Below are 13500 nucleotides of genomic sequence, written 5' to 3'. Positions count from 1 at the left end.
ACGCATGAGCTTCCGCACCCGACTGGTGATCATCATCGCCGGAGTCTTCATCGCCGCGGGCGCCGCGCTGCTCACGGTGCAGTATCTGGTGGTGCAGTCGCTGTTCGCCTCCGCGATCAACACGACCGCAGCGACCTGCGTGCCGTCGATGTCGATCACTCAGATCTCGCAGGAGGCAAGCGCGACCGACCCCGAGGGCGTCTCACCCTTCACCGACAGCAGCGCGCTCTTCTACGGGGACAGCAGCACCGGATGCGCGTACTTCGCAGAGACCGCCGATGTCGCCGGGCTCCCGGCGGCCACTCCGATGCAGACGGTGACGATCGACGCCGTCGAGGGCGCGGTGCTGCAACAGTCGACGTTCCTCGCGGATGAGGTCGGCGGCGGGCTGCTGCTGTGGTCGGTCGTGGTGCTCGTGGCCTTCACCGGTGTCGCCGCCGCGATCGCGTTCTGGCTCGCGCGACGCTCCCTCGACCGGATCGGGGAGGTCACCGCCGCGGCGCGGGACATCTCGGAGCGCGACCTCGGGCGCCGGCTCGACCTGCCTGGTCCCGACGACGAGATCAAGGAGCTGGGCGACACGATCGACGGGATGCTGGACCGGCTGCAGTCGGCGTTCACCGCGCAGGATCGCTTCGTGGCGAACGCCTCGCACGAGTTGCGCACCCCGCTGACCACGACCAGGACGGCCCTGGAGATCCCGCTCGAACAGGGCGCGGTGCCGGCAGACCTGCAGGCGAACATGCAGCGCGCCCTCCGCGCCACCGAGCAGAGCGAGCGCCTCATCACGGCCCTGCTCTCCCTCGCCCGAGCCCGCACCGGGCTGGACGAGGTCGAACCCGTCGAGCTGCGCACCCTCATCGAAGACGAGGTCGAAGACCTCGGCGCCGGGGAGATCGCGGTGCACGCGAATCTGCGCGAGCTCACGGTCGATGGCGACACGGTGCTGCTGGCCAGGGCCGTGCGCAACCTGCTCGAGAACGCCATCCGCCACAACGTGCCGGATGGCGAACTGTGGGTGCGGTGCCGACGCGAGCGTGGTCGTGCCATCATCGAGGTCGAGAACACCGGGGCGCTGATCACTCCCGCCACCGTCGAGCTGCTCACCGAGCCGTTCTATCGTCGCGACGCGAGCCGCACCTCCACCGGCCCCGACGGCACCGGGCTGGGGCTCGCGATCGTGCAGAGCATCGCGAAGACCCACGGCGGCGAAGTTCGCCTGCGAGCCCGCAAGGGCGGCGGCCTGATCGCCGCGATCGTCCTCCCGCTCTGAGACCGTCGTACCGGCGCCAGAACGCAGAAGCTCCGGTCGCACTTCCTGCCGCCCGGCGGACCGGGAAGCGGCAGCAAGTGCGACCGGAGCGAACCTCTGAGAGGCGTGTGTGTGAGGCGGGTCAGCTGGTGACGGTCCAGTCGAACTGGTCGCCGTACTGCTTCAGCCATGCGTCGACGGCATCCGCTTCCTTGCCCTCGCCGTACTCGTTGACCACGAGGTCCTCGAGCGCGCCGTACTGCTCGTCGTCGAGCTTGATCTTCTCGATCAGCTCTGCAGCCTCGGGGAACTCCTCGGCGAAGCCCTTGGTACCCAGGAAGTGCAGGCCCTCGGCCTTGCCCATCGCGCCCTTCGGGTCTTCGAGGTCCTTCACGGGGAAGGCGTCGTTGGCCCAGAACGGACGCCACAGCGTGACGACGATGTCCTCCTGCTTGTCGGTCGCGGTCTTCAGCTCGGTGAGCATGGCCGCGGTCGACGAGGTGACCAGCTCGTACTCGCTGTCGAGTCCGTACTCGGGCATCATCTTCTGGGTCTGCGCGGTGAGTCCCGCACCCGGCTCGATGCCGTAGATCTTGCCGTCGAACTCGGAGCCCTTGCCCACGAGGTCCTCGATCGAGGTGAGCTCGGAGTACTCCGGCACCGCGAGCGTGAGCTTGGCGTTGTCGTAGTACTTGCCCAGGTCCTCGATGTCGTCGCCGTACTTCTCCATGTACGTGGCGTGGGTGAGCTCGGGCCAGGCCGACGGGTACATGTCGACATCACCCTGCGCGAGGCCGGTGTAGAGCGGGCCCGCCTCGGTGAGCGTCTTCATCTCGACCGTGTAGCCGATCTTCTCGAGCTGGTCCTGCAGCAGGTATGCGGTGCTCAGGCCGTCGGTCCACGAGGGCAGGAAGCCCAGGGTGATCGTGCCCTTGTCGTCGGCGTTGCTGTCGCCGCCCGTGCCACCGGCGCCGTCACCGCTGCATCCCGCGAGGGTGAGGGATGCCGCGATGCCGACTGCTGTGATTGCGAGGATCTTCTTCTTCATGTGATTTCTCTCTCTCGGTTCCGTATGTGTGTTGTTCCGTAGGGGTGAAACTCTCAGTGCACTCCGCCGCCGACGGCGTTGCGGCGAGGCGAGGTCGCAGCGCGCTCCGCCTCGTCCGCGGCATCCTGCTGCGCGGTGACCTCGGGGGCGGGGGCGGATGCTGTTCCGCCACCACCGTCGCGCGGCGCGCGGCGCCGCGCGAGCATGCCCAGCAGCGAGGAGCGGTTCTCGCCCGGTGCGCCCAGCGCTGCGGTGACGCGGTCGAGGAAGACGGCGATCAGCACGACGCCGAGACCGGCCTCGACACCCTTGGGGATGTTGATGGTCGAGATCGCCTCGACCACCATCTTCCCGAGGCCGTCCGCACCCGCCATTCCGGCGATGACCGCCATCGACAGGGCGAGCATGATGACCTGGTTGACGCCGGCCATGATGGTCGGCATCGCGAGGGGGAGCTGGATGCCGCGCAGGATCTGACCCGGCTTGGCACCGAACGCGTGTCCGGCCTCGACGGTCTCGGAGTCGACACCGCGGATGCCGAGCTCGGTCAGTCGCACGCCCGGGGGCAGCGCGAAGATCACGGTGGCCACGAGGCCCGGCACCACGCCGATGCCGAAGAACACGATCGCCGGGATCAGGTACACGAACGCCGGCATGGTCTGCATGAAGTCGAGCACGGGCTTGAGCACCGCGCGCACGGTCGCGTTGCGTGCCGACCAGATGCCCAGCGGCACGGCGATCAGCACCGCGATCACGGCGGCGACGAGCACGAGCGCGAGGGTCTGCATGGCGGGGACCCACAGATCCATCGCCACGATCAGGCCGAACGAGACGACCGTTCCGATCGCGAGCTGCCACGAGCGCACGACCCAGGCGATGAGCGCGGCGATCACGATGATGACCGCGAAGTGCGGGGTCAGCAGCATGCGCGTGAGGCCGTCGACGAGGAAGCTCATCACGAACGAGATCACGTCGAGCAGACCGTCGAGGTTGTCCTTGATCCAGTCGACGCCGGATTCGATCCAGGTTCCGACGGGGATGCGGAAGTCATCCATCAGCGCACCTCCTCCGTGGTCGGGGCATCGGCCGGGTCGGCGGTCCACCCGTCATCGAGCACGGCATCGATCTCGGCCTGCGGCATCGGCATCAGCGGGAGGGTGATCTCCTCGGTCGCTCCGGGGCCGGGGCCGAGGGCGGCGAGCAGGGTCACACGCGGGATCACGCCCACCAGGCGGCCGTCGGCATCGGTCACCGCGAGCGGCAGCGGCGACTCGACGGCGGGGACGAACAGGTTCATCAGCACCTCGTCCTCGCGCACGCTCTGCAGCACGGGCTTGAGGATCGAGTCGAGAGTGGTCGCGCCGTTGCGCACGAGCTTGACCGCATCCCGGTCGGTGACGACACCGACGAGCTGTCGGTCGCGACCGACCACGTAGGTCGCCGACATGTACGCATCGCGCATCTGGCGCAGCGCGGTGCGCGGACCTGCGGTGTGCGGCACGACGGGGCGCGGGCGCTCCATCACGTTCGCGGCGGTGAGCACGCGAGCGCGGTCGACGTCCTGCACGAACTGCTCGACGTAGTCGTTGGCCGGGTCCATCAGGATGTCCTCGGGGGTGCCGATCTGCACGATGCGGCCGTCGCGCATCACGGCGATCCGGTCGCCGAGGAACATGGCCTCGTTCAGGTCGTGCGTGATGAAGACGATCGTCTTCTGCAGCTTCTGCTGCAGTTCGAGCAGCTGCTCCTGCATCTCGCGACGGATCAGCGGGTCGAGCGCACTGAATGCCTCGTCCATCAGCAGGATGTCGCTGTCGGCGGCGAGCGCGCGGGCGATCCCCACGCGCTGCTGCATGCCACCGGAGAGCTCGGACGGGAGCTTCTCGCCCTGGCCCTCGAGACCCACCAGGGACAGGATCTCCTCCGCCTTGGCCAGGCGCTCGACCTTGCCGACGCCCTTCAGCTCGAGCGGGTAGGCGACGTTCGCGGCGACGGAGCGGTGCGGCAGCAGGGCGAAGTGCTGGAAGACCATCGAGATGCGGTCGCGACGGATCTCGCGGAGCTTCGACGACGGAATGCCCGTGATGGGATCGCCGTTCACCGTGACGGTTCCGGAGGTGACATCGTGCAGCCCGTTGAGCATGCGGATGATGGTGGACTTGCCCGATCCGGACAGCCCCATGATGACGAAGATCTCACCGCGGTTGACGGTGAAGCTGGCGTCGATGACCGCTGCGGTGCCGGCATCCGCGACGGCGGCGCGGCTCTCACCGGCTTTCAACCGACGGACGGCGGTGCTCGGATTCTTACCGAAAACCTTGTACAGATTGCGCGCTTCGAGAGCGATTTCGGACACGTTTCCCCCGCGGCTCGCCTTCGGGTGGCTGAGCCTGCTTCGGTTACGCCCGGGTGAGCTCTCGGGGCCGTTCGACATGATCGCTGTGGCGGCACAGGCGGCGGATTTCGGATCCGCCGCGATAGAGCATCGACCGTACGTCCACGCCTCTTCGCAGCACAGCTCATCGAAAGAAGGACGTGGTCGCGGACTGGTCTTCGGGCCGTCAGGCCCACGTTCCAACGTAACGAAATGGCCGATCAGGGGCAAATCCCGGGCGCTCGACCTGCACGAGTTTCAGCGGCTGACCGGGGAATTGCACGGGTATTCAACAATCCCCCTGACGAGGGCCCCGGCGTCAGGAATCGGGCGTGTCGGAACGGCGGATGCTGCGCGTCACGGTGAACTTCGCCGTGCGTGTCACCTGCGTGGTCGCACCGATCAGCCGGGTGAGTTCCGGACGATACGCGAGCGAGGAGTTGTAGACCGTGAAGAGCTCTCCGCCGGGTCGGAGCACGCGCGCCGCGGCCTCGAACAGGCGGGTCGCCGCCCCCGTGTGGACGCTCGCCCCGAGGTGGAACGGCGGGTTCAGCAGCACCACGTCGACGCTCGCATCCGGGACGTCCGAGGCAGCGTCGTCGAGGGTGACCACGACCCGGTCGGCGACCCCGTTCGCGGCCGCCGTCGCCCGCGCGGAGGCCACGGCCGCTGCCGACCGGTCGGTCGCCGTCACGCGCACCTCGGGATGGGCGAGCGCGTACGAGACCGCGAGCGCCCCGGTGCCGCAGCCGAGGTCGAGCACGTCGACCGCCGCCCCCGTCGCCTGAGCGCCGAGCACCTCCAGCAGCACCCGGGTGCCGATGTCGAGGCGCGCGCCCGCGAAGGCCCCGCCGTGCGCCACCAGAGCGAGCCCGTCGTGCTGCGCGCTCACGGGGAACGGCGGTGTCGACGGGGCGGGGAGCGGCTCCGACGCCACGATCAGCCGCGACTTGCGCTCCGCGCGCTGGGCCTGCACCTGGGCGAAACGGTGCCCGAGCACCTCGTTCTGGGTGAGGGTCATGTGCTTCACGCGACCTCCCGCGATGAGCACGACGTCGGACGCCGCCCAGCGGACCACCGCATCCGTGATCTCCTCGAGTTCCGCGAGTGCCTTCGGCAGCTGCAGCAGCACGACCTTCGCCCCGGCGAGCAGCTCGGTGTCGAGCTCGTGTGCGGTGAAGCCGGCGAGCCCGAGCTCCTCGGCATTGCGGCTCAGGGCTCGACGACCGGTCGCGAGGTCCTGATGCACCCGGATGCCGTGCCGTCCGGCAGCCGTCAGCGCCAGGGTGATCGCGCCGTACTCGTCACCGATCACGACGGTCTCGGAACCCGGGGCATCGAGAGCGAGGGCCCGTTCGACGAGCAGCAGATCGGTCGCGTCATACGCCTGGAGGTTGTCCGCCTCGACGTCGGGCCAGCGGCGCAGGCGGCTGTAGGGGAACTCCGGCACCAGCCCACTGTACGCGGGGGCCGTGAGGATTTCGCATGCGTCGTCTTCGCCCGATTCACAACTTCATGAATCGGGCGTACGCTCCCGCGCATGACCACCGTCATCGCCACCCAGGACCTCGCCAAGCACTACGGCACCGTGCACGCGCTCGACGGCCTCGACCTCACCGTCGAGCACGGTCAGGTGCACGGCTTCCTGGGGCCGAACGGGGCAGGCAAGTCGACCGCGATCCGCATCCTGCTCGGCCTCGCCCGGCGCACCTCCGGCCAGGCGACCGTGTTCGGCGAAGACCCCTGGGAGCGCGCCGTCGACCTGCATCGACGCATCGCGTACGTTCCCGGCGACGTCAGCGTGTGGCCGAACCTGTCCGGAGGCGAGGCCGTCGATCTGCTCGCCCGTCTGCGCGGCGCCCGCACGAACGACCCTGGGTACCAGCGCGAGAAGAAGCGGCTCCTGGACGCCTTCCAATTCGACCCGCGCAAGAAGGGCCGCGCCTACTCGAAGGGCAACCGGCAGAAGGTCGCGTTGATCGCGGCGTTCGCGGTGCCCGCCGACCTCTACATCTTCGACGAGCCCACCAGCGGACTCGATCCGCTGATGGCGGTCATCTTCCAGCACGAAGTCGCCCGCGCCCATGCGAACGGTGCGACCGTGCTGCTGTCGAGCCACATCATGAGCGAAGTCGAGCAGCTGTGCGACCGGGTGTCGATCATCCGCGCCGGCCGTATCGTCGAGACCGGCACGCTCACGCAGCTGCGGCACCTCACCCGCAGCGACGTGTCGTTCACCCCCGCCGGGGCCACCCTCGACCAGGTGTCCCGCATCCCCGATGTGCACGACGCCCAGCAGCAGGGCGACCGCATCCGCCTCGCCGTCGACAGCGACCGCACGGCCACCGTGCTCCCCGCCCTCGCCGCGCTCGGCATCGATGACCTCCGGGTCGCCCCGCCCTCGCTCGAGGAGCTGTTCCTGCGTCACTACGGCGACGACCTCGCCACACTCGAAGCCGCGGAAGAGGGCGGCCTCGATGACTCCGCACCCGCCACCCGTCGCGAGCGTCGCGCCCTGAGGGGTCGCGCGTGATGTCCGCGTTCGGCGTGCTGCTCCGACAGCGGCTGCGGCGAGACCGGCTGCAGCTGACGCTGTGGATCGTGGGCACCGCGCTCATGGCATTCGCGGGATACGCCGGCGTCAGCCAGTCGTACGCGACCGTCGCCGACCGGCAGAGCATCCTCGCGGCGGCACTCGCGAACCCCGTGATCCTGATGTTCCGCGGGCTGCCCTCCGGCACGTCCGAAGGAGCCTTCCTCGCCTTCGCGGTCCTCCCGTGGCTGGCGCTGCTCGCCGCCCTCATGAGCACGTTCCTGGCGGTGCGGCACACGCGCGGCGATGAGGAGGCGGGACGGGCGGAACTCGTATGGGCCACTCCGGCCGGACGCCGACTGCCGACCATCGCGACCATCGTGCACGGCCTCCTGGCGAACGTGGTGCTGGCCGCGCTCACCGCGCTCGCGTTGATCGCCACCGGACTTCCGGCCGCGGGCTCGCTCCTCGCGGGGGCGGCGGCCGGCGCGACCGGGATCGCGTTCCTCGGCGTCGGCCTGCTCGCCGCGCAGCTCATGCGCACATCGCGCGGGGCGAACTCCCTGACGATCTGGGTACTCGTGGCGACCTTCCTGATCCGCGGCATCGGCAACGCGGCGGGTACTCCGAGCGACGACCTGACCCGCATCACGAGCGCCTGGCCCGCCTGGCTCTCGCCGTTCGGCTGGGCCGAGCAGACGCGCCCCTACGACACCGATCTGGCCTGGCCGGTGCTGCTGGGCATCGCGTTCGGCCTCGTGCTCGCCGGCGCATCCGTCGCCCTGCAATCCGTGCGCGACGTCGATGCCGGCTTCGTCGCGGAGCGCCCGGGCCGGGTCTCGGCGCGAGCGGCGCTCGCGTCGCCGCACGCGCTGGTGTGGCGGCTCACCTCGGGTTCGATCGTGGGATGGGCGATCGGCGGGGCGATCACGGGCATCCTCGCCACGACGCTGAGCGGGGTGGTCGACCGGATCTCGGGCGAGAACCCCGCCGTCGCCGACATCCTGAAGAAGATCGGCGGCGCCGCGGGAGGACTCGACGAGGTTGTGGTGACCGTGTTCTTCACGCTGCTGGGCATCCTCGCCGCCTGCGCGGCGGTGCAGACCGTGGCGCGCGCCCGCCAGGAAGAGGCGCGTGGCACCGCCGAGGCCGTGCTCGCCACCCCGGTCGGACGCGTGCGCTGGCTCGCCGACTACATGATGGTCGGCGTGGCCGCGGTGCTGATCGTCGTCGCCGCCGCCGTGCTCGCCGGGTGGGTCGGCGCCTGGTCGAACGGCGGCGACGACTCGCTGTATCGCATCGTGGCGGTGGCCGGATTCGGGCAGGCGGTCGCTGCCTCGATCTTCGCGGTGCTGACCGCCCTGGTGTTCGTGCTGCTCCCGCGGGCGACGACCGCCGTGGCGTGGAGCCTCGTGCTGCTGGCGGCCCTGCTCGGCATGTTCGGGCCGCTGTTCGGACTGCCCGAGTGGAGCGCGAACCTCTCGCCGTTCGCGGTGACCCCGGTGGTCGACGGCGGCGGAGTGGACGTGCGCGGCCTGTGGTGGCTCGTGCTCGCCCTGGCCGCAGGAGGCGCGGCAGCACTGACGTTGATGCGGCGACGCGAGCTCGCCCTCGGCGCGTAGGAGGAGCCGGGATGCCCGACGACACCGCCGAGAGCCTCGACACCGCCGACCTCGAGACCGCCGACCTCGAGACCGCCGACCTCGAGACCGCCGCGGTGCATCGAGGGATCGAACCGGCGGAGAAGGCGGCGGCCATGATGACCGCTGCGGGAATGCCCCGCATGCCGGCGCGGGTGATGATGGCGCTGATCGCCGCGCCCGCGGGCGGGTATACGGCCTCCCAGCTCGGCGAGCGTCTCGGCGTCTCGGCTGCGGCCGTCTCCGGTGCGGTGCGCTACCTGCAGCAGCTGCACTTCGTCCAGCGCCGCTCACGGCCGGGGGAGCGCCGCGACCGCTACGAGTTCGTGCACGACCCGTTCACGACTTCGATCGCGGGGAACATGCCCGTGTACTCCCGCCTGTCCGCGTACATCGACGACATCGCCGCCGCTCACACCGACGACCAGGGCGCCCACGACCGGGCCGTCGAGCTCGCCGAGTTCTTCCGCTTCCTCTCCGCGCGCATGCTGCAGATCGTCGATGACTGGCACGAGCAGCGCCGCGAGACCGACCCGAGCTGACTCCCGCCCGCCCCTTTCCATCCCGCCCCGCTGTACCGTCCCGCCCGCCGTTCCGTCTCGCCTCGGATCATTTGTCGGGAGGATGCACGACTGTCGGGGCATTCGGTGCATTCTCGCCCGACATCCGCCCGCCCTCCCGACATCCGTTCCGCCAGCCTCCGGACCCGGCGCCCGGGTAGGGGTTGACACTCGTCCGGGTTATGTGGTTACTTAGTCAAGTAAGTAACCCACTAACCACGCGGAGGACTCGTGATCGAAGAAGGCAAGCCGCTCTTCGTCCAGATCGCCGAGCAGATCGAGGACTCGATCGTCGACGGCTCACTCGCCGAAGAGGCCCAGGCCCCCTCCACGAACGAGCTGGCCGCGTTCTACCGGATCAACCCCGCCACCGCAGCGAAGGGAGTCGCCGTGCTCACCGACAAGGGAGTGCTCTACAAGCGCCGAGGCATCGGCATGTTCGTCGCGGAGGGCGCCAGGGATCTCCTCCTCGGCGAGCGCCGCGCCGCGTTCGCCGACCGCTACATCGACCCGCTCCTCGCCGAAGCCCGAACTCTCGGGCTCGGCGCCGAAGACCTCGCGGCCCTGCTCCGGCAGCGTGCCGCACTGACCACTGACGCAGAAGGGAAGGCCTCCGCATGACCGCCGTCATCGAGGTGCACAACCTCAGCAAGCGCTACAAGGAGAAGCGAGCGCTCGACAACGTGTCGCTCTCCATCGAGGGTGGCGCGATCTACGGCCTCCTCGGCCGCAACGGTGCAGGGAAGACGACACTCATGTCGATCCTCACCGCTCAGAACTTCGAGTCGTCCGGCACCGTGAAGGTGTTCGGGGAGCACCCGTACGAGAACGCGCACGTGCTCAGCCGGATCTGCTTCGTCCGCGAGAGCCAGAAGTACCCGGACGACGCCTACCCCAAGCATGCGTTCAAGGCCGCGAGTCTGTTCTTCCCGAACTGGGATCAGGCCCTCGCCGACGAGCTCATCGCCGAGTTCCAGCTGCCGATGAAGCAGACCATCAAGAAGCTCTCCCGCGGTCAGCTCTCCGCGGTCGGGGTGATCATCGGACTCGCCTCGCGCGCCGAGATCACGTTCTTCGACGAGCCCTACCTCGGCCTCGACGCCGTCGCCCGGCAGATCTTCTACGACCGCCTGATCGAGGACTACGCCGAGCACCCGCGCACCGTCATCCTCTCGTCGCACCTGATCGACGAGGTCTCGAACCTCATCGAGAAGGTCATCGTCATCGACAACGGCCAGATCCTCCTGAACGAGGACACGGATGCGGTGCGCGACCGCGCCGTGACCGTGGTGGGCGACGCCGCGAAGGTCGACGCCTGGATCGGCACTCGAGAGGTGCTGCACCGCGAGGCGCTCGGGCGCGTGGCATCCGTCACCGCCCTCGGGGCCGTATCGGCGGAGGAGCGCGCGGAGATCACAGCCTCCGGCCTCGACCTCGCGCCGGTCTCGCTGCAGCAGCTGATCGTACGTCTCACCCAGAAGGCCGATGCCACGAGACCCGCCGCCACGAAAGAGGAGGTGCGCTGATGCGACGCACACTCAACGTCATCCGCCTGCAGATGATCAACCGGCAGACCTTCATCTGGGTCCCGCTGATCATCCTCGCCGGAGCGACCCTGATCTCGGTGCTGATCTACGCGATGATCCCGGGCGATTCCCCCAAATACGGCGGCGGCGGCCAGGCACCCCTGTGGTACTTCTTCGCCATCGGCCTCTCGGCGATGACTCTCACCTTCCCGTTCTCCCAGGCGATGAGCATCACGCGTCGCGAGTTCTTCTTCGGCACGATGCTCACCGCCATCATCGCCAGCACGTTCATGGGGGTCCTGTTCCTGATCGGCGGAGGGATCGAAGTCGCCACGAACGGTTACGGCATGAACGGGTGGGTGTTCTACCTCCCGTGGCTGTGGGAGGCGGGCCCGCTCGGGGCCTTCGTCGTCTACTTCACTCTCGCGCTGTTCTTCTTCGTGATCGGGTTCACGGGAGCCACCATCTACAAGAGCTGGGGCCTGATGGTACTGACGATCGTGTGGATCACGCTGGCGCTCGTGCTCGTCGGCCTGGTGTACCTGGTGACCCGGCTCGAGCTGTGGGGGCAGGTCTGGACGGGGATCGGAAGCCTCGGCGCCCTCGGCCTCGCACTCTGGGGGCTCGTGGTCACGGCGGCCCTCATGGGCGTCTCGTTCCTCGCCTTCCGCAGAGCCATCCCGTAGACCCATCCCTCTCGCCGACGCCGGTCGCCCTCCTGGGCGGCCGGCGTCGCGTGTGCGCGCTACCGGTACGTCGCCGAGCACGCAACCCGCTCGCCTCCTGCGCACCGGAGCGCCTACGCTCGCGGAACCCCCTGCCCCCGACAGAGAGGATGCCGTGACGCAGACCCGCACCCGGCTCCGGGTACGACGAGCGGGCGCCCGACGCGCGCTCCACGACGCCGTCCGTCCTGCCCGGCTGCTGCTCGTGGCCAAGACGACCCTCGCCGTCGGACTGGCCTGGATGATCGCTCCGCACATGCCCGGGGTCACCGACCAGTACCCGTACTACGCGCCCCTCGGGGCCCTGTTGAGCATGTACCCGACGCTGATGGGTTCGGCGAAGTCGAGCCTGCAGACGCTGCTCGGCCTCGCCACGGGAATCGGTCTCGCCACGATCGTGGTGCTGACGGTCGGCCCGACCTGGTGGACGATCCCCCTCGTGGTCGGCGTCGGAGTGCTGCTCTCCGGCACGGGCTGGTTCGGCGTCGGCCGCGAATACGTGCCGATGGCCGCCCTGTTCGTGCTGATCATCGGCGGACAGAACGCCGACGACTATTCGCTCGGCTACCTCACCCAGACGGCGGTCGGCGTGGTCGTCGGGCTGGTGGTGAACCTGGTGATCGCACCCGCACCACTCACCGTCGCCGCGGCGGGACGGGTGGCGGCGTTCCGGGAGCAGTTGGCCGCGCACCTGCACGACATCGGATCCGCGGTCTCGGAGGCATGGCCGCCCGAGCACGAGCAATGGGCCGACGATGCGGCCTCTCTCGCCGACACCTCCTCCGCACTGCGAGCGGCACTGACGGAGGCGGACGAGAGCCGACGGGGCAACCCGCGCGCCAGGGGGCATCGCACACGGATCCAGCAGAGCCACGACGAGCTCGCGGCTCTCGATCGCATCGCCCACCTCATCCGCGACATCTCCGACGAGATCGCCGACACGATCTGGGACCGGCCGTCGGCACTGGCGCTCGACCCCGCTCTGCCTGCGCCCCTCTCTGCGGCCTGTCACGCGGTCGCCGATGTGATCGCGCGGGGGGATGCCTCCTCGAGCGACGATCATCGCGCCCGCGGTGAAGCGGCGCGCGCGATCCGACTGCTCCTCGAGACGGTCGACGACCGCACCATCGATGTGCGGCGTTCGATGGGACCCGGTGTGCTCACCGCGATGCACCTGCGTCGCATCCTGATCCTGAGCGATTCGCGCCCTCCGACCGAGGATTGATCCGACCGGGGCCGCCGCCTCAGATGGTGTCGTCGGCGACGACCAGGTCCATCTGCCAGTAGCGGCCGTCCGGGTCCGCACTGTCGTGCGCGTCGTCGGCCGCACTCAGGATGTCGTTGATCTTCACCATCACGTCGTCGAACTCCGACTCCGTGAGCCGGATCGTGCGCTGGGTGAAGGCGGCGTGCACCTCCCTCGTGCGTCCGGCGACGTACTCCGGGGTCCAGGCCATCACCCGACGGATCAGATCCTGATGGTCTTCGACGAGCGCGGCGACCACCGCGACGCCGAGGGCCTCATCCGGGACGGGGCTCTCCGGACCGCCGACGTTGAGCGCGCCCTTGTGCCCCGTCCAGACACGATCGCGTCGGTCACGAGCTTTGTCTGGTGCCTCTTCGATGAGCCCGGCATCGGCGAGGGCGCGCAGATGGAAGCTGGCGCTGTTCGCCGGAACGCCGAGCTCGGCGGCGATGTCGGCGGCGCGGAGGAAGTCCCGCCGTGAGAACAGCCGGATCATCTGGCGTCGCAGGGGGTGCGAGTAGGCCTTGAGCATGGCCGAGGTCATCCAGACGGGATCGGTGCTCGTGCTCTTCGCGCTGTCCTCCGTCATGTGCCGA

At 69.2% G+C, this 13500-nt stretch carries 13 protein-coding genes; 8 read left to right on the top strand and 5 right to left on the bottom strand.

The window, feature by feature from the left end:
- The first annotated feature begins 4 nt into the window (after positions 1-4).
- On the top strand, positions 5-1273 hold the full coding sequence (locus ASD13_RS16875; protein WP_055871848.1) for a sensor histidine kinase: 1269 nt from the start codon (positions 5-7) through the stop codon (positions 1271-1273).
- Between the two features lie 121 nt (positions 1274-1394).
- Here the strand turns inward: ASD13_RS16875 and ASD13_RS16870 are convergent, their stop codons facing one another.
- The 4 genes from ASD13_RS16870 to ASD13_RS16855 all read right to left on the bottom strand — a co-directional run bounded on the left by ASD13_RS16870 (position 1395) and on the right by ASD13_RS16855 (position 6124).
- Positions 1395-2300, bottom strand: a complete 906-nt coding sequence (locus ASD13_RS16870; protein ID WP_055871845.1) for a glycine betaine ABC transporter substrate-binding protein — start codon at positions 2298-2300, stop codon at positions 1395-1397.
- 53 nt (positions 2301-2353) lie between these two features.
- Complete coding sequence (locus ASD13_RS16865) at positions 2354-3355, bottom strand: ABC transporter permease (protein ID WP_055871842.1); 1002 nt, start codon at positions 3353-3355, stop codon at positions 2354-2356.
- Complete coding sequence (locus ASD13_RS16860; RefSeq protein WP_017830050.1) at positions 3355-4656, bottom strand: quaternary amine ABC transporter ATP-binding protein; 1302 nt, start codon at positions 4654-4656, stop codon at positions 3355-3357. Before ASD13_RS16860 ends, ASD13_RS16865 begins: the two co-directional genes overlap by 1 nt.
- Before the next feature lie 337 nt (positions 4657-4993).
- Positions 4994-6124: a class I SAM-dependent methyltransferase gene (locus ASD13_RS16855; RefSeq protein WP_055871839.1), complete on the bottom strand. Its 1131-nt coding sequence runs from the start codon at positions 6122-6124 to the stop codon at positions 4994-4996.
- 90 nt (positions 6125-6214) lie between these two features.
- On the opposite strand from ASD13_RS16855, the gene ASD13_RS16850 reads away from it, so the two are divergent.
- The 7 genes from ASD13_RS16850 to ASD13_RS16820 all read left to right on the top strand — a co-directional run bounded on the left by ASD13_RS16850 (position 6215) and on the right by ASD13_RS16820 (position 12883).
- On the top strand, positions 6215-7207 hold the full coding sequence (locus tag ASD13_RS16850; protein ID WP_055871836.1) for an ABC transporter ATP-binding protein: 993 nt from the start codon (positions 6215-6217) through the stop codon (positions 7205-7207).
- Complete coding sequence (locus ASD13_RS16845; protein ID WP_055871833.1) at positions 7207-8829, top strand: ABC transporter permease; 1623 nt, start codon at positions 7207-7209, stop codon at positions 8827-8829. Before ASD13_RS16850 ends, ASD13_RS16845 begins: the two co-directional genes overlap by 1 nt.
- 11 nt (positions 8830-8840) lie before the next feature.
- Positions 8841-9389, top strand: a complete 549-nt coding sequence (locus ASD13_RS16840; protein WP_055871830.1) for a GbsR/MarR family transcriptional regulator — start codon at positions 8841-8843, stop codon at positions 9387-9389.
- Between the two features lie 249 nt (positions 9390-9638).
- Positions 9639-10028 (top strand): GntR family transcriptional regulator, encoded by a 390-nt coding sequence (locus ASD13_RS16835; RefSeq protein WP_055871827.1) that lies wholly within the window; start codon positions 9639-9641, stop codon positions 10026-10028.
- On the top strand, positions 10025-10933 hold the full coding sequence (locus ASD13_RS16830) for an ABC transporter ATP-binding protein (protein WP_055871823.1): 909 nt from the start codon (positions 10025-10027) through the stop codon (positions 10931-10933). The genes ASD13_RS16835 and ASD13_RS16830 overlap by 4 nt, the downstream gene beginning before the upstream one ends.
- Positions 10933-11619, top strand: a complete 687-nt coding sequence (locus ASD13_RS16825; protein ID WP_055871820.1) for a hypothetical protein — start codon at positions 10933-10935, stop codon at positions 11617-11619. Before ASD13_RS16830 ends, ASD13_RS16825 begins: the two co-directional genes overlap by 1 nt.
- Before the next feature lie 154 nt (positions 11620-11773).
- Positions 11774-12883, top strand: a complete 1110-nt coding sequence (locus ASD13_RS16820; RefSeq protein ID WP_055871817.1) for an FUSC family protein — start codon at positions 11774-11776, stop codon at positions 12881-12883.
- Positions 12884-12902: 19 nt separating this feature from the next.
- Here ASD13_RS16820 and ASD13_RS16815 read toward each other — a convergent pair whose 3' ends face one another.
- Positions 12903-13493, bottom strand: coding sequence for a winged helix-turn-helix domain-containing protein (locus ASD13_RS16815; RefSeq protein ID WP_055871813.1), 591 nt, complete (start codon positions 13491-13493; stop codon positions 12903-12905).
- Between the last annotated feature and the right edge of the window lie 7 nt (positions 13494-13500).

The organism is Microbacterium sp. Root1433D1, from assembly GCF_001426835.1.
GTDB lineage: Bacteria > Actinomycetota > Actinomycetes > Actinomycetales > Microbacteriaceae > Microbacterium > Microbacterium maritypicum.
This window is presented reverse-complemented; position numbering and strand designations above follow the sequence as displayed.